Origin of the sequence: Neorhizobium sp. BETTINA12A (genome assembly GCF_023006485.1) — a bacterium.
Lineage (GTDB): Bacteria > Pseudomonadota > Alphaproteobacteria > Rhizobiales > Rhizobiaceae > Neorhizobium.
Genome location: NZ_JALBGW010000080.1, coordinates 1 through 21,551, shown reverse-complemented (window position 1 = coordinate 21,551; position 21,551 = coordinate 1). Strand labels below are relative to the sequence as shown.

The window sequence follows — 21,551 nt, the reverse complement described above, 5'->3', positions numbered from 1 at the left end:
CAGGGCCACCGCGACCGCGGCGCCGACCGCGCCGATGAAAGTCAGCGCCGGCGTGCCGACCAGGAGCGTCAGCATGGTGGCGCCGATCGCCACCTCGTCCATGTTCATGAACAGGCCGAGCAGCGGCGATGCGATCGCCAGCGGCAGGCCGTTGCCGAGCCAGTGGGCGAGGCATTTGACGAGCACGGTCAGCACCAGCGGGTGCTCCTGCATCAGCAGCAGGTCGAGCGACCCGTCCTCGCGCTCGGTCTGGAACAGGCGGTCGAGGCCGAGCAGGGCCGAGAGCAGCGCGCCGATCCAGACGATCGCGGGGCCGATGCGGGAGAGAAGGTTGAGATCGGGGCCGACGCCGAAGGGGATGACGGCGACGACGGTCATGAAAAAGAGGACGCCGATCAGCGCTCCACCGCCGGCACGGACCGAGAGTTTGAGGTCGCGGAGGAGGAGGGCGGTCATAGTGGGAGGCCTTGCGTTTGGGGCTTACCCCCCTCTGCCCTGCCGGGCATCTCCCCCTCAAGGGGGGAGATCGGATGGAGCTGCCGCTTTGCCCCAAAGTCGAGTTTCAGTCTGCGGGCGCCAATTCCAAAATGTCCAACGTTTGGCGAAGGTCCGACGTCTTGCCGATCTCCCTCCTTGAGGGGGAGATGCCCGGCAGGGCAGAGGGGGGTAATGCGGGGCAGGGCGTTCACCATCTCCCCTCCGCCACGCCTGCAAACCCCGTCATCTTCAGTTCCTTTGTATTCTCAAGTCCAAGGGGCTGGTGGGTCGCGGCCAGCACAATGCCACCGGTCGCGAGATGCGCCTTGATCAACTCGGTAAACACCCCCTCCGCACTGACATCCAGCGCCGCCGTCGGCTCATCGAGGATCCAGACCGGGCGATAAGCGACGAGCAGCTTGGCAAACGCCATGCGGCGCTGCTGGCCGGCGGAGAGATAACCGAAGGGCAGGTGGATGATGCCGTCAAGGCCGACGGTCCCGGCGGCCTCGGCCGGAGAGATGCTCTCGCCGCCATTCACGTCGCCAAAAAACTCCTTCCAGAAGGAGAGATTCTCAAAGACCGTCAGTTCCGCCTTCATCGCGTTGCGGTGGCCGAGATAGTGGCAGGCCTCGGCGGCGCGCATCCCCGATTCGGCTTTGTCCGAAATCCAGGCGACGCGGCCGGTTTCCGGATGCAGCAATCCGGCCACGACGCGCAGCAGCGTCGATTTCCCCGATCCGTTGCGGCCGGTCAGGACGAGGCTTTCGCCGGCTCCGAGGTCAAAGGAGATATCCGTGAAAATCAGGTCTTCGCCGCGTCTTGCGCTCAAGTTTTCGGCCAAAAGCCGCATGCTGGAGACCTTCATTAAGATTTTAATCATCGCGATCCGAAAATTTATTCGGAATGGGCGCCAAGCGTCTGGAACCCTTCTTAGAAATTATCTATAAGCACTGCAACCACGCCAGCGGCCGGCGTGATTTCAATCTTCCGCCGAACCTGAAGATCCCAAAAAATCTTCTCGTGCGGACAGCGGAAATGGTCGTACCCGCATCCTGATGTGCATGAAGTGCATAGGCGTCCGCACGCGCGTGTTGGCTCTTTAATCAGCGGGGTTTTTTCCGTGGCTAAGTCTCTCGACAGTTTCAATTGTCGCTCCGTCCTTACCGTAGGCGGTAAGGATTACGTTTACTACAGCCTTCCCAAGGCCGAACAGAACGGCCTGGCCGGTGTTTCGAAGCTGCCCTTCTCCATGAAGGTGCTGCTCGAAAACCTGCTCCGCTTTGAAGACGGCCAGTCCGTCACCAAGGAACAAATCCTCACCGTTGCCGAATGGCTGAACAACAAGGGTCTGACGGAAGCGGAAATCGCCTACCGTCCGGCCCGCGTGCTGATGCAGGACTTCACCGGCGTTCCCGCCGTGGTCGATCTTGCCGCGATGCGCGACGCGATGGTGTCGCTCGGCGGCGATCCGGAAAAGATCAACCCGCTGGTTCCGGTCGATCTCGTCATCGACCACTCGGTTATCGTCGACGAATTCGGCACGCCGACCGCGTTTGCCAAGAACGTCGAGCTCGAATACGAGCGCAACGGCGAACGTTACCGCTTCCTGAAGTGGGGCCAGCAGGCATTCAAGAATTTCCGCGTCGTTCCTCCGGGCACCGGCATCTGTCACCAGGTAAACCTGGAATATCTCGGCCAGACGGTATGGACCAAGGAAGAGGATGGCGAAACGATCGCCTATCCGGACACCTGCGTTGGCACGGACTCTCACACCACGATGATCAACGGCCTCGGCGTTCTTGGCTGGGGTGTCGGCGGCATCGAAGCGGAAGCCTCGATGCTCGGCCAGCCGGTCTCGATGCTTTTGCCTGAAGTCATCGGCTTCAAGCTCACCGGCAAGCTCAAGGAAGGCGTCACGGCGACCGACCTCGTGCTGACCGTCGTGCAGATGCTGCGCAAGAAGGGCGTTGTTTCCAAGTTCGTCGAATTCTTCGGTCCGGGCATGGATAACATGCCGCTCGCCGACCGTGCGACGATCGGCAACATGGGTCCGGAATACGGCGCGACCTGCGGCTTCTTCCCCGTCGATGGCGAAACCATCAACTACCTGACGATGTCCGGTCGCACGCTCGAGCGGATCGCACTGGTCGAGGCCTATTCCAAGGTCCAGGGCATGTGGCGCGAAGGCGACGGTTCCGACCTGGTGTTCACCGATACGCTCGAACTCGATCTCGGTGACGTCGTGCCGTCGATGGCCGGCCCGAAGCGTCCGGAAGGCCGCATCTCGCTCGACAAGATCGCATCCGGTTTCGCCGGTTCGCTCGATACCGAATACAAGAAGCCCGGCCAGCTCGACAATCGCTACCCTGTCGAAGGCACGGATTTCGATCTCGGCCATGGCGACGTGGCGATTGCCGCGATCACGTCCTGCACCAACACCTCCAACCCGTCGGTGCTGATCGCTGCCGGCCTTCTCGCCCGCAACGCGGTTGCCAAGGGCCTGAAGTCCAAGCCGTGGGTCAAGACCTCGCTTGCACCGGGATCCCAGGTCGTCGGCGAATACCTTGCCAAGTCCGGCCTGCAGGCCGATCTCGACAAGCTCGGCTTTAACCTGGTCGGCTTCGGCTGCACCACCTGCATCGGTAATTCCGGCCCGCTGCCGGGACCGATCTCGAAGACGATCAACGACAAGGGCCTGATCGCCGCCGGCGTGCTCTCGGGCAACCGCAACTTCGAAGGTCGCATCTCGCCGGACGTCCAGGCGAACTACCTCGCTTCGCCGCCGCTCGTCGTTGCTTATGCGCTCGCCGGGTCGGTCCAGAAGGACCTGACCTCCGAGCCGCTCGGCGAAGACCAGAACGGCAACCCGGTCTTCCTCAAGGACATCTGGCCGACCTCGAAGGAAGTCCAGGAATTCATCCTGAAATACGTCACCCGCGAACTCTACGAAACCAAGTATGCGGACGTGTTCAAGGGCGACGAGAACTGGCAGGCGGTCAAGGTTCCTCCGGGTCAGACCTATGCCTGGGACGACGATTCGACCTATGTGCAGAACCCGCCCTATTTCGTCGGCATGGGCAAGACCGGTTCGGGCCTCAAGAACATCAAGGGCGCCCGCGTCCTCGGTCTCTTCGGCGACAAGATCACCACCGACCACATCTCGCCTGCCGGTTCGATCAAGGCTGCTTCACCGGCCGGTGCGTACCTTACGGGCCATGGCGTCGGCGTTGCCGACTTCAACCAGTACGGCACACGCCGCGGCAACCATGAAGTGATGATGCGCGGCACGTTCGCCAACATCCGCATCCGCAATTACATGCTCGGCCCGAACGGCAAGGAAGGCGGCTACACCTTCCACTATCCGTCCAAGGAAGAGATGTCGATCTACGACGCGGCCATGCAGTACAAGGCGGAGGGCGTTCCGCTCGTCATCTTCGCCGGCGTCGAATACGGTAACGGTTCGTCGCGCGACTGGGCCGCAAAGGGCACCAACCTGCTCGGCGTCAAGGCGGTCATCGCCCAGTCCTTCGAGCGTATCCACCGCTCGAACCTGGTCGGCATGGGCGTCGTTCCTTTCGTCTTCGAAGAGGGCACGACCTGGGCCAGCCTCGACCTCAAGGGCGACGAGACTGTCGAGATTCTCGGTCTCGAAGGCGACATCAAGCCGCGCGAATGGAAGACCGCCAAGATCACCTACGGCGACGGCACGGTGAAGGAAATCAACATCCTCTGCCGCATCGATACGCTCGACGAGGTCATCTACATGAACAATGGCGGCATCCTGCAGACCGTTCTGCGCGACCTCGCAGCCTAAGCGACAAAGCCAAGCATCCGCCGGAGCGAAAAACTCCGGCGGATTTCCTTCACGATAGCCGATGCTTCCCCCAAGTTTGCAAAGGGGCGTCGTTCTGCCCCTTAAGGTGCCTATCCCTTGACCGTCGTCATCCTCACCGGAATGGCCGTCACCGTTTTCCTGACATCGTTGCTTTCGGGAATTTTCGGCATGGCGGGCGGGTTGATCCTGCTCTGGGTGCTGCTTTTCCTTTATCCCGTCGGTACTGCGATCGCCTTCCACGGCATCATCCAGATGGTGTCGAACGGATCGCGCGCCTGGTTTTCCCGCGCCTATATCGACTACCGTATCCTCGGCATCCTCTGCCTCGGCGTCGCCGTTTCGGCGGCGGTGCTGTTCTCGGTCAATTACGCGCCGGACCTGGTCGTCGTGCTGATCGGAGTGGGGCTGATGCCGATCCTGGTTTGGCTGCCCGTCAAGCGACTGCAGCTCGATGCGTCAAAGCCGCTGCATGCTTTCATCTGCGGGCTGTTTTCCGGCGCACTGACGATCAGCGTCGGCGTCGCGGGGCCGACGGTCGATATCTTCTTCATCCGCACCCAGATGGACCGCCGCAAGATCATCGCCACCAAGGCGTCGATCCAGACGCTTTCGCATCTCACGAAGGTCGCCTTCTATTGGAACGCGGCTTCCGGCCTGCCAGCCTCCGACTGGATTTCGATCCTGCTCGCCGCGCCGATCGCCATCCTCGGCGCGCATGTCGGCAATGGCATCCTGCAGAAAATGACCGACCAGAATTTCCGCGCCTGGACGCGCTGGGTCGTCACCGGCGTGGGTGCCGTTTATTTTACTCAGGGCTTGCTTAAACTGATTTGACCTCAGCGTATTTTTCGCCAAGTTTGGCGCCCAACGAAACGCATTCGGGAACCGATCAATTATCCGGTCTTCACCCCTTCGTGACTTTCTCTTGAAGGTGCCCGGTGGTTACTTTCCGCCATCCAGTGCATTCGGCCTTGATCGCCGCGAGCAATCGTGGATAACAGTTGCCCTGATAAAAAGGTCCGCCACCCATGCCCTTTCGTTTTCGCTCCGTACTCCTTGTTGCGGGCCTGTTTTATGCGGGCGCTGCATTGGCGGGAGAGGTGAGAGCGCCGAAGGGCGTGATCGAGCTTTTCACCTCTCAAGGGTGTTCTTCCTGCCCGCCGGCCGACGCCGCGCTGGGCGAGCTGGTGGCGCAGGGCGACATGGTCGTGCTCTCCTACCACGTCGATTACTGGAACTATCTCGGCTGGACCGATACACTGAGCTCCAAGGAGAATACCGAGCGGCAATATGGTTATGCCAAGACGTTCGGACGAACCGGCGTCTATACTCCGCAGGCCGTCATCAACGGCCGCGATCATGTCAAGGGCACGGACCTCACGGTCATCAACGACAAGGTGAAGGTGCTCGGCCAGAACGGCAAGGGGCTCGACGTTCCGGTGACCGCTGCGATGCGCGGCGACGAGATCGAGATCGAGATCGGCGGCGGCAAGGGACAGGCAGACGTTGTCGTCGCCTATTTCACCAAACGCCAGCAGGTGGATGTCACCAAGGGTGAAAACAGCGGCAAGAACATGGAATATTGGCACGCAGTCTATGACGTCCAGTCGGTCGGCACGTGGAACGGCCAGAGTATGAAGCTGACCCTGCCGGGCAAGCTGATGGGCAAGTCCAAGAAGGACGGTTGCGCGATCCTGCTGCAGACCTCCGGTCCGGGCGGCGAACCGGCAGCCATTCTCGGCGCGACGGTATTGATGGTAGGTCGCAAGAACTATTGACCGCAGGCGCGGTTCAGGACTGGCTGATTGTATGAGAATTCTTGTTGGCGGCCCGATCCAATAACATTGGGGGGCTGGGGGTAAGGGTCAATGCACCAGACCGGGCCATATGGCGCTGAAAACGGCGCCAACCAACATCGTCAATTTCGCTTCGAAATCGGGCACTCTTTTGTTCGAAATGGGGCAACAATAAAATCGTGCGGTTCGCTCCCCGCGAAATTGCCGGGGTTGATTTTTGCAGCCTCTCGGGCAAACTGTCATGTCTCTGACATTTGACGATTTGGGAGTCTTGATGACAGATCAGCCGGATTTGCCGGGGGGCCAGAGATCCCGGGACACAGCCGTCGTCGTCGATCTCAGTGAATATAGGCAGAATCTCGATCCTGCACCGGTCACCTTCCACCGGCGCGAACTCGACGCGATCCTGAGGATTTACGGCCGCATGGTCGGCGAGGGAGAATGGAAGGACTATGCCATCGATCACCTCAAGGATCGGGCGGTGTTCTCCATTTTCAAGCGCTCGGGCGAGACGCCGCTGTTCCGAATCGAGAAGAACCCGAAGCTTGCCGCCAAGCAGGGCGCCTATTCCGTGACGAACACCCACGGGCTGATCATGAAGCGCGGCCATGAGCTGCCGCAGGTGCTCAAGGTGTTCGACAAGGTGCTGAAACTGATCGACTGACGCTAATCGCTATTCGGTAAACAGCGAGCCCGGATAGACGCGAGGATCCGGATCGGTTTCGTTGCCTTCGCCGAGGGCTGCCTGCATCAGCACGGTATCCTGCCATTTTCCGTGTTTGAAGCCGGTGCCCTTCAGGGTGCCGGTCAGTTCGAAGCCGAGGCCGCGATGGAGCGCCACGGACGCCTGGCTCGCACCACCGATGACGGCGACCATCTGGCGGAAACCAAGCGCCTCGCAGCGCACCAGCAATTCCTTGAGCAGCGCCTTGCCGACGCCCTTGCCGCGCGCTTCCGGTGCCAGGTAAATCGAATCCTCGACCAGCCAGCGATAGGCGGGGCGGGTCCGGAAGGCCGATGCGTAGGCGTAGCCGAGTAGCGTGCCGTCTTCCTGTTCCGCCGCGATATAGGGATACCCCTTGGTACGAATTGCCTCGAAGCGAGCCGTCATCTCAGCCTGGTCCGGGGGTAAAATCTCGTAGCTTGCGGTGCCGTTCAGCACGCTGTCGCGATAGATCTCGGTGATGGTCGGAAGATCGGCGGGGGAGGCGTCGCGGAGATGGAATGTCATGGAGGCAGGCCGTTGAAAGGAATAGCCAAGCCTATGCCGCAACGCGAAGCCGGGCAACAAAAAAGGCGACCCGGAGGCCGCCTTTTCCTGTTCGAATTCCTCGAGATTAGTTGTTCCGGTTGCCCAGGAACTGGAGGAGGAACGTGAAGAGGTTGATGAAGTCGAGGTAAAGGGTCAGAGCGCCCATGATGGCCTTGCGGCCAGCAACCGCGACGTCGTCGCCGTCAAAGTACATTTCCTTGATCTTCTGCGTATCGTAGGCGGTGAGGCCCGCGAAGATCAGAACGCCGATGACCGAGATCGCCCAAGCGAGAGGGGCGGAATGCAGGAAGATGTTGACGATCGAGGCGATGATCAGGCCGAAAAGACCCATGATCAGGAACGAGCCCATGCCCGACAGGCTTCTCTTCGTCGTGTAGCCGTAAAGCGACAGGGCGCCGAAGGAGGCAGCAGTGATGAAGAACGTCTGAACGATGCTCTGGGCCGTGTAGACCAGGAAGATCGACGACAGCGACAGACCCATCAGGGCCGCATAGCCCCAGAAGGTGCTCTGAGCAGCGCTGACGCTCATCTTATGAACGCGGAAGCTCAGGAAGAACACCACCGCGAGCGGTGCGAGCATGACGACCCAGCGAAGCGGCGAACCGTAGATCGCAGCGCCAAGGCTGGTCAGCAGGATGCCGTTCGGAAGCCGGGCGACAGCTGCAGCTGCATCCGTCGTCGTTGCGAGGGCCGAGATACCATAAGCGGCGATACCGGTGATAGCCAAGCCGACAGCCATCAGGTTGTAGACCTTGAGCATGTAGGCGCGCAGGCCTTCATCGATCATCGCGCCGGACTGGGCGCGACCCTGCGCCGCCCGGGTCTGGTAGTTGTTAAAGTCAGCCATTGTTTCCTCTTTAAGCTCCGGAATTATTCACGGTGTCGGGCCCCCTTTTTCACGGACCCAGGCGCCGCTGCGGAGCTCCAGCAAGCCTGCGCATAAATATGATGCGAGATCGCTTCACATACAAGAGGTGCGCCAAGCGAAAAACGCAAGCCATAGGCGCTATTTAGCAACCTATGGGATGTTCTGACGGGAATTTGATCCGTGAGTTAACACGAAATACTACCTCTGAGAGAATTAGAGCTCGCGCAGCACAGGTGCGGCTTTCTGCCCTAATATGCGCCAGGTGCCGGCAAGGCCTATTCCGACCGTCAGTACCAGCGAAACGGCGAGCGTCAGCACCGCCACATCGGGCAGGAAGACCGATTGAAGCCGCATGATGCGGCTGACCACGAACCAGGCGGAGAGGCCACCGGCGACGAGCGCAAAGAGCGCGGTCGCAGCACCCAGGATCATATATTCGTAGCTGAAGGCGCGCATCAGCATGCCGCGCGTGCCACCGAGCGTCTTCAGGATAACGGCGTCATGGGTGCGGGCCCGGTTGCCGGCGGCGAGCGCACCGGCAAGCACCAGCACCGAGGCGATCAGCGCAACGGCGGCAGCGGCCCGGATAGCGGTGGCAAGCTGGCCGACGAGCTGGTCGACGATGTCGATCGCATCCTTTACCCGGACGCTGGTGATGGTCGGATAGGCGTTGGTGACGGCGCGCAGGATCGAGGCTTCCTGCTGGGCGGTGGCCTTGGGATCGCTCAACGTCGCGAGCCAGGCATGCGGCGCGCCGCGGAAGGTATTGGGCGAGAAGATCATCACGAAATTGATCGATAGCGATTCCCACTGAACCTTGCGGAAATTGGCGATGCGGGCGGTGATATTGCGGCCGAGCACGTTGACGGTGACGGTATCGCCGATCTTCAGGCCAAGTTCGCCGGCCTCTTCGGTCGAGAAGGACACCAGCGGCTCGCCGGTGTAGTCGGCACCCCACCATTGCCCGGCGGTGAGCGCCGAGTTGGAAGGAAGCTTCTCCTCATAGGTGATGCCGCGGTCGCCGCGCAGTACCCAGCGGCCGGCCGGCGGCACGCTCATCTGGGTGACGTCCTGGCCGTTGAAGGCGAGGATTCTTCCGCGCAGCATCGGCACCTGGGTGATCGTACCCTCCGGCGCCTGTTGTTTCAGGATGTTGACGAAGCCTTCGCGCTCCGATCCCTGGATATCGACGAAGAAGAAATTCGGCGCTTGCTGCGCAATGCTGCCGGTCAGCTGGCGGCGCATGTTGCCGTCGATCAGGGCGAGCGTCACAAGCAAGGCAAGGCCGAGGCCGAGCGACAGCACGACCGAGGGCGTCAGTGCGCCCGGCCGGTGGATGTTGCCGATCGCCAGCCGCAGCGCCGGCGAATTGACCCGCGGACTTCTTTTCGCAAGGGCGGCGATGAGGGCCGCGACAAGGCGCAAGAGCACGAAGGCACCGGCGACGGCGGCCAGGAAAACGGAGGCGATGAAACGTTCTTCCGCCGAGACGATCGCAAGCGCCGCCAGGGCGGCGAGTGCCAGGCCGGCGGCCAGAAGATAGGGCCAGGAGGGAAGGCGGGTATTGTCGAAACTCTGTTCGCGGAAAAGGGCGGTCGCAGGCACTTCGCGGGCATGGCCGAGCGGCAGGACTGCGAATGCGAAGGTGATCAGGATGCCGAACAGCGCGGCAAGCGCCAGCGCCGAGGGGTAGAAGGTGACTTCCTTCGGAACCGGCAGCACGCCTTCGAGGAACTGCAGCGCCACGAAGGGCGAGATGGCGCCGATGACGAGACCGATCAGGATGCCGACCACTGCAAGCAGCATGATCTGGATGAGATAGATCATCGTCACCACCGAGGCCGGTGCGCCCAGGCACTTGAAGGTGGCGATGGTGGTGCGCTTGGCATCGAGGAAGGCGCGCACGGCATTGGCGACGCCGACGCCGCCGACGATCAAGGCGGTCAGGCCGACCAGCGTCAGGAATTGCGAGAAGCGGTCGACGTTTTCGGTGAGCGAGGGGGCAGCGCGGTCGCTGGTGCGGATGGACCAACCGGCACTCGGGAATTCGCGATTGGCGCGGGTGGTCAGCGTCGAACGGGTCGCCGGATCGTTGAGCCGGATCTTATAGGCATGTTCGACGAGGCTACCGGTGGTGATCAGGCCCGAAGCGGTGAGCGCTTCGCGGCTGACGATCAGGCGGGGCGCAAAGCCGAAACCGTCGGAAAGCGCGTCGGGCTCGGCGGTGATCGTGCCGCGCAATGTCAGCCTGGCATTGCCGAGCAGAAGCTGATCGCCGTCCTTGAGGCCGAGGCGTTCCAACAGCAGCGGGGCTGCAAGAGCACCAAACGTCTCTCCCTGCTTGCCAAGCAGGTCAGGAAGCGGTGCCGCCGGTTCAGCGCCAAAGCTGCCATAGAGCGGATAGGCGTCGTCGACCGCCTTGACCTCGACCAGCGCCTGTTCGGAACCGTCAGGCTTGCGGGCCATGGAGCGCAGGCTGGTGGACAGGGAGACCTTGCCGAGGCTCGCCAGGAACACGCTTTCCTGGTCGGTGGCTTCGCGGTTGTTCAGTTCGAAACGGATGTCGCCGGCAAGGATCTCCTGTCCCTGTGAGGCGATGGCGCCGGTGATGGCGCGCGATACCGAATTGACGGCTGCGATCGCCCCGGTGCCGAGCGCGATACAGGCGAGGAAGATGTAAAAGCCGGCCAGGCCGCCACGCATTTCGCGTAGCGCCAGGCGAAAGGAAATCGAAAGGCGCGGAAAGGCCGACCTCATGCGGAGACCGCCTGGACGGACAGGTGGGCGGTGGCGCTGTCGCCGACGATCTCGCCGGAGCGGACGCGGATCTGGCGGGAGCAGCGGGCGGCAAGCGCGTTGTCATGGGTGACGAGCAGCATGGTCATGCCGCGCTCGGCCTGTTTCGAAAATAAGAGGTCGGCGATCTGTCGGCCGGTCTCGGTGTCGAGATTGCCGGTCGGTTCGTCGGCGATCAGCACGGAGGGCGAGGGGGCAAGGGCGCGGGCAATCGCCACGCGCTGCTGCTCGCCGCCGGAAAGCTGGCCTGGGTAGTGGCTCAGCCGCTCGCCGAGGCCAACGGCTGTGAGCTCCCGCCGGGCGATTTCGAAGGCGTCCTTCACATTGGCGAGTTCGAGCGGCACGGCGACGTTTTCGAGCGCCGTCATGTTGGCGATCAGGTGGAAGGACTGGAAAACGATGCCGATATTGCGGCCGCGGAAATCGGCAAGCCTGTCTTCGGAAAGGGCGTGAAGGGGTGCGTCGTTGATGACGATCTCGCCACTGTCAAGGCGTTCGAGGCCGGCCAGAACCATCAGCAGCGTCGATTTTCCCGAGCCCGAAGGCCCGACGATGCCCACGGCTTCGCCTGCACGGATTTCCAGGTCGATCTGCTTCAGCACATGCACCGAGGCCGCCGCGCTGCCGAGCGTCAGATCGGCTTTCTTCAGCGTGATGATGGTTTTAGTCAAATCGAACCGTCCTATATAGGCGTGAAGCGTAACCCGAACACCGCGTTGCGGTAGCGCTCAATCTAGGAGACGGATCTTGAGTTTTAAAGCAAGCTTGCTTCACTTCATCGTCATGTCCGCGCTGGCGCTGGCCGCATTGCCGGCCGCTGCGCAGGACAGGGCGATCCAGCTCGTCGGTTTCGGCGACAGCCTGATGGCGGGTTACCAGCTTGCGCCTTCCGAATCCTATACGGCGCAGCTCGAGGCGGCGCTGAAGGCCGATGGGCAGAATGTCGTGGTCACCAATGCGGGCGTTTCGGGCGATACGACAGCAGGAGGGCTTTCGCGCATCGACTGGTCGGTGCCCGACGGCACTGACGGCGTGATCCTCGAACTCGGCGCCAACGATGCGCTGCGCGGTATCTCCCCCGAGCAGTCGGAAAAGAACCTCGATGCGATCCTGGCACGGCTGAAGGAACGGAAGATCCCGGTGTTCCTGGTCGGCATCCTGGCGCCGCCGAACATGGGCGGCGATTATGCCGAAAAGTTCAATCCGATCTACAAGCGGCTGGCGGAGAAATACGCGGTGCCGCTCTATCCATTCTTCCTGGATGGAGTCGCGACCATTTCCACCCTGCAGCTCTCGGACGGCATGCATCCGAACACCAAAGGGGTCGCGGTGATGGTCGAAAAGACCATGGAACCTGTCAAAAGCTTCCTGGGGGCTATTAAGGATAAGGGAAAATAACAGCTTGCGCGGAACTCCGTTGCATGATTCGCTGTTTGCATCTGCAAAAGATTCGAGGAGGTCCCTATGCCGAGACTTTTCACCGCCCTCGAAGTTCCGCGCAATGTAGCGATGAGCCTGTCTCTCCTGCGCGGCGGGATCCCCGGTGCCCGGTGGATCGACGTGGAGAATTATCACATCACTCTACGCTTTATCGGCGATGTCGACGGCCGCACCGCCGACGAGATCGTCGACCGGCTGGACCGCATCGACCGACCGGAATTTCAGGCGACGCTGACCGGGATCGGCTCGTTCGGATCGAAGAAACCGCATTCCATCTGGGCCGGCGTTTCACCCTCGCCGGAAATCTACGCGCTGCAGGCGGAGATCGAACGGATCTGCCAGCGTATCGGTCTGCCGCCGGATCCCCGCAAGTTCACGCCGCATGTGACGCTCGCACGGCTCAAGAACTGCCGCCTGGACGACGTGGTTCACTATCTTGCCGGCCGCGGCAATTTCCACACGGCACCCTTCACCGTCCCCCGTTTCGTGCTGCTGTCGTCGAAGGAGTCGGTCGGAGGCGGACCGTATCTGACGGAGGAAATCTTCCCGCTGCAGGAGGCAAGCTACGGCACTGCCTATGCCGGCGACATGGAGCCGGCGAAGAGCCTCCTTTAACCGGAAGGCGCCCCTTTAGTCCGAAGGAAGGTTGGACGATGAACTACGAAAAGCTGGATGCGGCTGCCGTCGTGCGTGAACTCGCGACGCTCGATGGCTGGGAGCTGAAGCCGGAAGGCGACGCGATCTTCAGGAGCTTCAAGTTCAAGACCTTCATCGAGGCCTTCGGTTTCATGGCCGAATGCGCGCTGTCCGCCGAGAAGCTCAACCATCACCCGGAATGGTCGAACGTCTATTCGCGGGTCGACGTGCTGCTGACCACCCACGCGACCAAAGGCCTGACCGACATCGACTTCAAGCTTGCCCGGGCGATGGACAAGGCATCCTCGCGCCGCAATTGAACTTCATGGTCCAGAGCCCATATTGGGTGGGCACACGTTGAGCGAACGGAGCGACCATGGACGACGTGAAGATCGGCGAAATTCTGCTGCCGGGTGACGAGGATACACAAGGCCGCCGCGAGCGGCAGGTGCGGACTAAGTTCTGGCCGACTCTGAAGCGGGCCGTCCGGCAGGTACCGTTCAGCCGCGACCTGATCGCCGCCTATTACTGTGCGATCGACCGGCGGACTCCGACCCGCGTCCGGGGCGTGCTGCTTGCAGCGCTCGCCTATTTCGTGATGCCGATCGATTTCGTGCCGGACATGTTCGTCCTTGTCGGCTTCACCGACGATGTCGCCGTGCTCGCAGCAGCTTTCCGGATGATCCAGGGCCATATCGCCGACCGCCATTACGAGGCTGCCGATCTGGCGCTGGCGGACAATCCGGACATCGCCGAGGGCGTGCGCGGCAAATAGTCTCACGGGGCGTCAATCCCCCGAAGGATCGTCGAGAACTCTTCGCAAGCGCTCGAATGCAAGCCGGATTCGCGACTTCACCGTCCCGAGCGGCACGCCCGTGGACGAGGCGATTTCCGAATGGGACTGGCCGAGGAAGAAGGCCGCCCGCACCATTTCCATCTGTTCGCCGGGGATATCGGCAAGGGCTGCACGCACCTGCGCATCCCGTTCCTCGCCTTCGAAAATCGTATCGGCGCCCGGCGCCTCGGTCACGAAGAACAGGGGTTCGTAGACATCCAGATACTTGTGCCTCGCCCGCCGTTCCGCATCGATGCGACGGTTGCGGGCGATGCGAAAAAGCCAGGTGGACAGGGAGGATCGCGTCGGATCGTAGAGGCCGGCGCGGTGCCAGAGAACGGCCATCACCTCCTGGACGAGTTCCTCCGCATCGTCGGGCCGCATCGACCGTTTCAACAGCCAGGATTTCAGACGCGGCGCGTAATAATCGAACAGCACGGTAAAAGCTGCCTGATCGCGCTCATCGGCCACTGCCCTTACCAAGCCGGCGAAGTGGTCTCTTTCGTCTACATCCATTTACGCTGCGCACAGTTTCCGATGAGATTCGCGTCATATTCGACCATTCTAATGTCATTGTGAGAGTTAGGAAAAGGACAAACTCTTGCCCCAATCCTTGTGTCACTGATTGACGAAACGCATGGAAATTCTGCTGGTTGGCTCTTTGGAGGCATGGCGGGGAGTGCTATCTCCACGCACCTACGCGCCCAGGCAGGAGATTCAGAAGATTCTAATAGTCTGGTTGACGGTTTGGTAACCAGGATCAAGTCAAAATGCACCGAATCAGGATCATGCCTGGCAAGGCTTGCCCGCTCGGGCCGTTGAACGAACAAAACCGGCAGGAGACCATGTCTGTAAGAACAATCGCAACCGCATTGGCAATCTTGGCTGCAAGCGCCGGCCTGGCATCGGCTCAGGCGTCGAAGGCTACCGCCCCGGCCAAGCCCCAACAGGCCCAGGCGCCGGCACCGGCCGCCGCAGGTCCCACCCGCATCCAGCAATTCAAGGCGTGGGGCGCCTATTCCTACAAGTCGGGCGCCAGCAACGTCTGCTACGTGCTTTCGGTGCCGACCACCAAGGAACCGGCCAGCGTCGATCACGGCGATATCTTCTTTATCGTCTCGCAGCGGCCCGGCCAGAACATTTCCTACGAACCGCAGGCAATGGTTGGATATGTCCTGCAGCCGAATTCCAAGGTGACGGTGACGATCGACAAGAAGAACTTCACGATGTTCACCAAGGACAAGGCGGCCTGGGTCGAGAACGCCGCCGAGGAGCCGGCGCTCGTCGCGGCGATGAAGACAGGTCACAACATGAGCGTCAGCGCCGTTTCCGGCCGCGGCACCAAGACCTCCTATGCCTATTCGCTGCAGGGCATCGCGGCGGCGCTGAAGCAGATCGAAACCTGCAAGTAGGCGTCCCTGCACGGCAAGAGTTAGAAGGCCGGTCGCAGGACCGGCCTTTTGCATTTCTTGAAGAATAGTGACGCGGCGGCTATTTGATGATAAAGCCCGCCCCAACGAAGGTCCGGCACATGTGCCCAATGGGCCGATACAGGTTTCACGCATCCAACATGCCCTGACTTTCCCGCTGATCGATCGTGGGAAAGCTGCATGTGTTCGAACGGGATAGAAGAATGTCAGTCTCAGAGGCTCTGGCGCCGCTCGCCATCAAGAAGCCGCTCGTCGCCAATCCGGATCTCTTCGGCACCAAGCCGTCGCTGATCGGGCTTTCGCGCGAGGACATGGCGCAGGCGCTGAAGGGAAAGGGCGTATCGGAAAAGCAGGTGCGCATGCGCGTCAGCCAGCTCTGGCACTGGCTCTATATCCGCGGCGTCTCCGATTTCGACGCGATGACCAATGTCGCCAAGGACATGCGCGAGATGCTGAAGGCGCATTTCACCATCGCGCGTCCTGAGATCGTCGAGGAACAGGTTTCCAATGACGGCACCCGCAAATGGCTGTTGCGCTTTCCGCCGCGCGGCGCCGGCCGTCCGGTCGAAGTCGAGACCGTCTACATTCCGGAAGAAGGCCGCGGCACGCTCTGCATCTCGAGCCAGGTCGGCTGCACGCTGACCTGTTCCTTCTGTCACACCGGCACCCAGAAGCTTGTGCGCAACCTGACCGCCGAGGAAATCCTGTCGCAGTTGCTGCTGGCCCGTGACCGGTTGGGTGATTTTCCGGGCACCGACACGCCGCCCGGCGCCTATGTGCCGACCGGCGACCGTAAGGTCACCAACGTGGTGATGATGGGCATGGGCGAGCCGCTCTACAATTTCGAAAGCGTCAAGACGGCGCTGTTGATCGCGACCGACGGCGACGGGCTGTCGCTGTCGAAGCGGCGCGTCACGCTGTCGACCTCCGGCGTGGTGCCGGAAATCTTCCGGACCGGCGACGAGATCGGCGTGATGCTGGCGATCTCGCTGCATGCGGTGCGCGACGATCTGCGCGACATGCTGGTGCCGATCAACAAGAAATATCCGCTGAAGGAACTGATCGAGGCTTGCCGCAATTATCCCGGTCTTTCGAACGCCCGCCGCATCACCTTCGAATATGTGATGCTGAAGGACGTCAACGACAGCCTGGAGGACGCCAAGGCGCTGATCCAGCTCCTGAAGGGCGTTCCGGCCAAGATCAACCTGATCCCGTTCAATCCCTGGCCGGGCACCAACTACCAGTGTTCGGAATGGGCGCAGATCGAGAAATTCGCCGATTTCATCAACCAGGCGGGTTACGCCTCGCCGATCCGCACCCCCCGCGGCCGCGACATCCTCGCCGCCTGCGGCCAGCTGAAATCGGAATCGGAGCGGATGCGCAAGACCGACCGCCTCGCCTTCGAGGCGATGATGATCGCCGGGCACGGCGAGGACGATTGAATAACGAAGCCGGCTCTGCCGGCCTTTCTGTTATCGAGCCTGGGTGAAGAAAATCTTGGCCGCGAAGATCGAGAAGACGCCGGCAAAGGTGCAGTCGATGCCGCGCAGGACCTTCGGGTTGGCCTGCAGCCAGTTGGCCAGGCGGTCGGCGGCAAGGACGACGATCACGTTGACCGGCATGCCGATGACGATGAAATAGACCCCTAAGAAAATCAGCTTGCTCGTGACGTCCGGATCGCCGGCGGTGACGAATTGCGGCAGGAAGGTCATGAAGAAGATGATGACCTTGGGATTCAAGAGGTTCACCCAGAAGCCCGTCGAAATGTTGGAAAGTGCGCTCGCCTTGGGCTGGTCGACCTTCTCCACCGACAGTTTTGAGCCGAAGCGGATTGCCTGGATCGCCAGCCAGAGCAGATAGGCGGCGCCGCCGGTCTTGAGGATGAAGAAGGCGGTCGGCGACGCGGTGATCAGCGCCGAGATGCCGAACGCGACCAGCAGCGTATGGCAGACGACGCCGAGGCTGGTGCCGAGCACCACGAACAGCGCGGGTCGCCGGCCCTGGCCAAGCGCGCGGCTGATCGACAGCGTCATGTCCGGCCCGGGCGTCAGCGCCAGAAGCAGGCCGGCCGCCGTGAAGGCGAGGAGGGTGGCAAGGCTTGGCAGGAAATCCATGGGCGCACGCTCGAATAGCCGGGTAAAGGATGGCTCCATTTACCCGGCTTTCGCAGCTATGCCAATCAGGCGCTCAGCGCTTGGAGATGAATTCCTTTGATGCATCCGCAAAGTCCGGATGCCAGCGCGACAGCGGTGGACGGTTTTCGATGATGTCGCCGATCGCCCAGGCCATGCGGCGTTCGTCTGTCGCCCGGTCCACGTCGTTGTCTGGGCAGAGAATATAGAAATCACCGCGCTCCAGGCTCACCAGCATGAACCCGACCGTCTCTTCCGGCGTCCAGGCGCCGGCGGGTTTCTCGATGCGGTCGCCTTTGGTCAGGCCGGTAAACACGAAGCCCGGGATGAGCAGATGCGCCGACACCTGGCAGTTCGGCGTATTGCGAAGCTCGTGCTGCAACGCCTCGGTGAACGTCTTCACGCCGGCTTTGGCGACATTGTAGGCGGGATTGCCGGGCGGTGTCGTGATCCCCTGTTTCGAGCCGGTATTGATGATCAGCGACGGCTCGCCATGGGCGATCATGGCCGGGCCGAACGTCCGCGTGCCGTTGACGACGCCGAGGAGATTGACGGCGAAAATGCTGTCCCAGTTGACCTGCGGCCCGAATATCGAGCTCCCCGGGCCGATGCCGGCATTGTTCATCAGCACATGCACCCGGCCGAAACGCTGGATGACGGCGCGTTCCAGCGCCTCGATCTCATCCGGCTTCGAAACGTCGGTGCCGATGGCGGCGACATCCGCCTCACCGTCTTCGGCAAGGGCCGCGACCTCGTGGGCTGCTTCCGCAAGCTTGTCGCCCTCCAGATCGGCAAGGACGACGGAAAGGCCCATCCGGGCAAATTCCTTCGCCGCCGCAAGGCCGATACCGGATGCGGCCCCGGTAATCACGGCGACATTGTCCTTTTTCAGAGCGGGATGAGTGATGGTCATGGCAGATCTCCTCTAGGGCGCTGCTGTTCAAAGGTCGGGCGGGATATGGTACCCTCATCAAAACCTGTCAACATGACAAGGGCGTCACAAGTAAGGGCGTCGTCATCCGCGTCCTGCATCAGCGAATGAACCTCGACCGTCATCTCTGATCGGCTTTGCCGGGTTTTTCTTGCGTGCCTCAGGAAACTCGCTAAAAGTGCCGCAAATCCTGACTTGGCAGTTTCAACAACCGCTTCCACCCGCAGACGGACGTAAATCGACATGGCACTCCCGAAAGACGTAAAGAAGGTCGTTCTCGCTTATTCCGGCGGCCTCGACACCTCGATCATCCTGAAATGGCTGCAGACCGAACTGAACGCCGAGGTGGTGACCTTCACCGCCGATCTCGGTCAGGGCGAGGAACTGGAGCCGGCCCGCAAGAAGGCCGAGATGCTCGGCATCAAGGAGATCTATATCGAGGACGTGCGCGAAGAGTTCGTGCGCGATTTCGTCTTCCCGATGTTCCGCGCCAATGCCGTCTATGAAGGCGTCTACCTGCTCGGCACCTCGATCGCCCGCCCGCTGATCTCCAAGCACCTGATCGAGATCGCCAAAAAGACCGGTGCCGATGCGATCGCCCATGGCGCCACCGGCAAGGGCAACGACCAGGTCCGTTTCGAGCTCTCGGCCTATGCGCTGAACCCGGACATCAAGGTCATCGCGCCGTGGCGTGACTGGGCTTTCAAGAGCCGCACCGATCTTCTGAAATTCGCCGAGGAAAACCAGATTCCGGTCGCCAAGGACAAGATGGGCGAGGCACCGTTCTCCGTCGACGCCAACCTTCTGCACTCGTCGTCCGAAGGCAAGGTTCTCGAAGACCCGGCCGTTGAGGCTCCCGAATACGTGCACATGCGCACCATTTCGCCGGAAGCTGCTCCGGACAAGGCGACCGTCATCAAGGTCGGCTTTAAGAAGGGCGATGCGGTTTCCATCAACGGTGTCGCCATGTCGCCGGCGACCCTTCTTGCCGCGCTCAACAATTACGGCCGCGACAACGGCATCGGCCGTCTCGACCTTGTCGAGAACCGCTATGTCGGTATGAAGTCGCGCGGCGTCTACGAGACCCCCGGCGGCACGATCCTGCTGGCCGCCCACCGTGCGATCGAGTCGATCACGCTGGACCGTGGTGCCGCGCATCTCAAGGATGACATCATGCCGCGTTACGCGGAGCTCATCTATTACGGCTTCTGGTTCTCGCCGGAGCGCGAAATGCTGCAGGCGCTGATCGACAAGAGCCAGGAGCATGTGGAAGGCGAAGTGACGCTGAAGCTCTACAAGGGCAATGTCATGGTGATCGGCCGCGAGAGCGAAAAGTCGCTCTATTCCGACAAGCTGGTCACCTTCGAGGACGACCAGGGCGCCTACGACCAGAAGGATGCTGCCGGTTTCATCAAGCTCAATGCGCTGCGCCTGCGCACCCTCGCCAAGCGTAATCTCGGCAAGTAAATCCCGATAATCCGATCACCGAAGCCCGCCTGCCCGAAAGGGAGGCGGGTTTTTTCATGCCTTGCGGCTGGCGATCCGGAAGCCGATGTAACCGAGCACGGCGATCAGGTGCATGGCGGGAATGACGATGCCGAAGGCCGGCAGCGGCGAGCCGATCGAGGCGGCGGCAACGCCGCCCACGAAGCCGGCGCCCATCTGGATGAAGCCCATCATCGCGGACGCCGACCCGGCAATATGCGGGAAGGGGATGAGGCCCGCTGCGGTCATGTAGGGCGATACGAAGGCGATCCCGAAGGCGCACATGGCGACCGGCACCATGACCGACAGAAAGGATGGCGGCAGGTAGTGGATCGAAAGGGCCATGAGGAGGCCACCGCTGCCGCTGAAAATCAGTCCGACAAGGGGCGCGCGTTCGGCCGGCAACCATCTCGAGATGACGCGGAGGCAGACCGAACCCATCAGGAAGAAACCGGATTGCATCAGCATGCTCATGCCGAACTGGATCGGCGTCAGCCCGACCTTCTCGATCAGGATGAACGGCAGCACGGCCGCCTGGGCGTACATGGAGCCCACAGCGCCGGCGAGAACGACCGCGGTAAACAGGAAGCGCGGCAAGGCGATGATTTCCGCATAGGCCTGGACGAGCCGCAGCGGCTTCAGCCGACTGCGATCGGGCACCGTGGTTTCCTTCAGGCAGACGGTCGACAGGAAGACCAGCAGGGCGCCGAAGCCGACCATCAGCAGGAATACCGATCGCCAGCCGAACGCGGCCAGGGCGAGGCCGCCGACCGTCGGGCCGAGAGACGGCCCGATCGCCAGGATGATGCCCATCGTGTTGATGATCCGGGCAGCGTCGCCGCCGTTGAACTGGTCGCGGACAATGGCGCGCGACACGGTGATGCCGACCGAAGCGCCGATACCCTGGATCAGGCGGCCGGCGAGCACCCATTCGACCGTGGGAGCAAAGGCGGCAAGCAGAGAACCGGCCAGATAGATCAGAAGAAAACTCAGCGAGGCGGTCTTGCGACCGAAGGCGTCGGAGACGGGGCCGGCAACCAGCTGCGCCAGCGCGAACCCGGCAAAATAGAGCGACAGCGACATCTTGATCGCTGCCTCCGTGGTCGAGAAGGCATGCACCAGTTCCGGCATGGCCGGCGTGTAGATCGCCATCGAGATCGGTCCGATCGCCGTCAGGAGCGCGCCGATGATCGTGGTTCGGCGCTCGCTCATCCGAGCGGGGACAGGCGGCATGTTATCGGCTTTCATCGAATGCGGTCTGGAGCATGACGGAGGGGGCTACGGCCTGGAGGTTGGCGTTGAACGCGGCCAATGCCTCGCGCAGGATGCGGCTGTTTTCCTCGCTCAAGCCTTCGGTCGCCTGAGCAAGGATGGCGTTCAGTTCGTGGCGGATCGAGCCGATCATCTCGTCGGAGGTCTTGGTGAGATTGATCCGCTTGACGCGCCGGTCGGCGGAGCATTGCTGCCTTTCGACCAGTCCGAGCGCCTCCAGCTTGTCCAGATAGGCGCAGAGCGTCATCGGCTCGACGCCCATGCGGGCAGCGATGTCGAGCTGGCGGCTGCCGTCGACGGTCGCGATGTTCAGGAGCGCCCGCGCCTCGCCGGGCGTCAGTC

The 21,551-nt window shown here is 61.8% G+C and carries 23 protein-coding genes; 11 read left to right on the top strand and 12 right to left on the bottom strand.

Going from position 1 to position 21,551, the window contains the following annotated elements; genetic code table 11:
* The coding region (gene ccmB, locus MOV61_RS18620) for a heme exporter protein CcmB (RefSeq protein WP_247137634.1) at positions 1 to 456 on the bottom strand (456 nt) is incomplete at its 3' end.
* Positions 457 to 685: 229 nt separating this feature from the next.
* Complete coding sequence (ccmA, locus tag MOV61_RS18615) at positions 686 to 1,330, bottom strand: heme ABC exporter ATP-binding protein CcmA (protein ID WP_038549785.1); 645 nt, start codon at positions 1,328 to 1,330, stop codon at positions 686 to 688.
* 270 nt (positions 1,331 to 1,600) lie between these two features.
* Here ccmA and acnA point away from each other — a divergent pair, with 270 nt between their 5' ends.
* The 4 genes from acnA to MOV61_RS18595 all read left to right on the top strand — a co-directional run bounded on the left by acnA (position 1,601) and on the right by MOV61_RS18595 (position 6,775).
* Complete coding sequence (gene acnA / locus MOV61_RS18610) at positions 1,601 to 4,294, top strand: aconitate hydratase AcnA (protein WP_247137633.1); 2,694 nt, start codon at positions 1,601 to 1,603, stop codon at positions 4,292 to 4,294.
* Between the two features lie 117 nt (positions 4,295 to 4,411).
* Positions 4,412 to 5,149 carry a sulfite exporter TauE/SafE family protein gene (locus tag MOV61_RS18605; RefSeq protein WP_038546634.1) on the top strand — a complete coding sequence of 246 codons (738 nt, stop codon included), beginning with the start codon at positions 4,412 to 4,414 and terminating at the stop codon, positions 5,147 to 5,149.
* A 194-nt stretch (positions 5,150 to 5,343) separates the two neighbouring features.
* Entirely contained in the window at positions 5,344 to 6,093 is a 750-nt protein-coding gene (locus MOV61_RS18600) for a thioredoxin family protein (protein WP_247137632.1), read from the top strand.
* A 292-nt stretch (positions 6,094 to 6,385) separates the two neighbouring features.
* Positions 6,386 to 6,775, top strand: coding sequence for a DUF2794 domain-containing protein (locus tag MOV61_RS18595; RefSeq protein ID WP_038549783.1), 390 nt, complete (start codon positions 6,386 to 6,388; stop codon positions 6,773 to 6,775).
* A 9-nt stretch (positions 6,776 to 6,784) separates the two neighbouring features.
* Here the strand turns inward: MOV61_RS18595 and MOV61_RS18590 are convergent, their stop codons facing one another.
* From MOV61_RS18590 to MOV61_RS18575, 4 genes are all read right to left on the bottom strand, one after another.
* Positions 6,785 to 7,342 (bottom strand): GNAT family N-acetyltransferase, encoded by a 558-nt coding sequence (locus MOV61_RS18590; RefSeq protein ID WP_247137631.1) that lies wholly within the window; start codon positions 7,340 to 7,342, stop codon positions 6,785 to 6,787.
* A gap of 106 nt (positions 7,343 to 7,448) precedes the next feature.
* Positions 7,449 to 8,231, bottom strand: a complete 783-nt coding sequence (locus MOV61_RS18585) for a Bax inhibitor-1/YccA family protein (RefSeq protein WP_247137630.1) — start codon at positions 8,229 to 8,231, stop codon at positions 7,449 to 7,451.
* Positions 8,232 to 8,465: 234 nt separating this feature from the next.
* The gene (locus tag MOV61_RS18580; RefSeq protein ID WP_247137629.1) at positions 8,466 to 11,009 is read right to left on the bottom strand and encodes an ABC transporter permease; all 2,544 of its coding nucleotides are present in this window, start codon (positions 11,007 to 11,009) and stop codon (positions 8,466 to 8,468) included.
* A complete protein-coding gene (locus MOV61_RS18575; protein ID WP_247137628.1) occupies positions 11,006 to 11,719 on the bottom strand; it encodes an ABC transporter ATP-binding protein in 714 nt (237 codons plus the stop codon). The genes MOV61_RS18580 and MOV61_RS18575 overlap by 4 nt, the downstream gene beginning before the upstream one ends.
* 76 nt (positions 11,720 to 11,795) lie before the next feature.
* On the opposite strand from MOV61_RS18575, the gene MOV61_RS18570 reads away from it, so the two are divergent.
* The 4 genes from MOV61_RS18570 (at position 11,796) to MOV61_RS18555 (ending at position 13,899) form a co-directional block, all read left to right on the top strand.
* Positions 11,796 to 12,446, top strand: a complete 651-nt coding sequence (locus MOV61_RS18570) for an arylesterase (RefSeq protein WP_247137627.1) — start codon at positions 11,796 to 11,798, stop codon at positions 12,444 to 12,446.
* Positions 12,447 to 12,512: 66 nt separating this feature from the next.
* Positions 12,513 to 13,103 carry an RNA 2',3'-cyclic phosphodiesterase gene (gene thpR / locus MOV61_RS18565; protein ID WP_038546616.1) on the top strand — a complete coding sequence of 197 codons (591 nt, stop codon included), beginning with the start codon at positions 12,513 to 12,515 and terminating at the stop codon, positions 13,101 to 13,103.
* A gap of 38 nt (positions 13,104 to 13,141) precedes the next feature.
* Positions 13,142 to 13,444 carry a 4a-hydroxytetrahydrobiopterin dehydratase gene (locus MOV61_RS18560; protein ID WP_038546613.1) on the top strand — a complete coding sequence of 101 codons (303 nt, stop codon included), beginning with the start codon at positions 13,142 to 13,144 and terminating at the stop codon, positions 13,442 to 13,444.
* Between the two features lie 56 nt (positions 13,445 to 13,500).
* Positions 13,501 to 13,899, top strand: a complete 399-nt coding sequence (locus tag MOV61_RS18555; protein WP_038546611.1) for a YkvA family protein — start codon at positions 13,501 to 13,503, stop codon at positions 13,897 to 13,899.
* 12 nt (positions 13,900 to 13,911) lie between these two features.
* On the opposite strand, the gene MOV61_RS18550 is transcribed toward MOV61_RS18555, so the two are convergent.
* Positions 13,912 to 14,475, bottom strand: a complete 564-nt coding sequence (locus tag MOV61_RS18550) for a sigma-70 family RNA polymerase sigma factor (protein WP_038546608.1) — start codon at positions 14,473 to 14,475, stop codon at positions 13,912 to 13,914.
* 254 nt (positions 14,476 to 14,729) lie between these two features.
* On the opposite strand from MOV61_RS18550, the gene MOV61_RS18545 reads away from it, so the two are divergent.
* Positions 14,730 to 15,371: an invasion associated locus B family protein gene (locus MOV61_RS18545; RefSeq protein WP_408962401.1), complete on the top strand. Its 642-nt coding sequence runs from the start codon at positions 14,730 to 14,732 to the stop codon at positions 15,369 to 15,371.
* Between the two features lie 221 nt (positions 15,372 to 15,592).
* A complete protein-coding gene (gene rlmN / locus MOV61_RS18540) occupies positions 15,593 to 16,831 on the top strand; it encodes a 23S rRNA (adenine(2503)-C(2))-methyltransferase RlmN (protein WP_258718928.1) in 1,239 nt (412 codons plus the stop codon).
* A gap of 30 nt (positions 16,832 to 16,861) precedes the next feature.
* Here rlmN and MOV61_RS18535 read toward each other — a convergent pair whose 3' ends face one another.
* From MOV61_RS18535 to MOV61_RS18525, 3 genes are all read right to left on the bottom strand, one after another.
* Entirely contained in the window at positions 16,862 to 17,503 is a 642-nt protein-coding gene (locus tag MOV61_RS18535; RefSeq protein ID WP_247035605.1) for a LysE family translocator, read from the bottom strand.
* 73 nt (positions 17,504 to 17,576) lie between these two features.
* The gene (locus MOV61_RS18530) at positions 17,577 to 18,434 is read right to left on the bottom strand and encodes an SDR family NAD(P)-dependent oxidoreductase (protein ID WP_247137625.1); all 858 of its coding nucleotides are present in this window, start codon (positions 18,432 to 18,434) and stop codon (positions 17,577 to 17,579) included.
* Positions 18,431 to 18,697 carry a hypothetical protein gene (locus MOV61_RS18525; protein WP_247137624.1) on the bottom strand — a complete coding sequence of 89 codons (267 nt, stop codon included), beginning with the start codon at positions 18,695 to 18,697 and terminating at the stop codon, positions 18,431 to 18,433. Before MOV61_RS18525 ends, MOV61_RS18530 begins: the two co-directional genes overlap by 4 nt.
* Here MOV61_RS18525 and MOV61_RS18520 point away from each other — a divergent pair.
* On the top strand, positions 18,696 to 19,919 hold the full coding sequence (locus MOV61_RS18520; RefSeq protein ID WP_046637426.1) for an argininosuccinate synthase: 1,224 nt from the start codon (positions 18,696 to 18,698) through the stop codon (positions 19,917 to 19,919). The two genes, MOV61_RS18525 and MOV61_RS18520, sit on opposite strands and share 2 nt — an antisense overlap.
* Positions 19,920 to 19,973: 54 nt before the next feature.
* Here the strand turns inward: MOV61_RS18520 and MOV61_RS18515 are convergent, their stop codons facing one another.
* Entirely contained in the window at positions 19,974 to 21,170 is a 1,197-nt protein-coding gene (locus MOV61_RS18515) for a multidrug effflux MFS transporter (RefSeq protein WP_408962400.1), read from the bottom strand.
* Position 21,171: 1 nt separating this feature from the next.
* Positions 21,172 to 21,551 (bottom strand): MarR family winged helix-turn-helix transcriptional regulator (locus tag MOV61_RS18510; protein ID WP_247137623.1); only part of this gene is annotated, 380 nt, incomplete at its 5' end.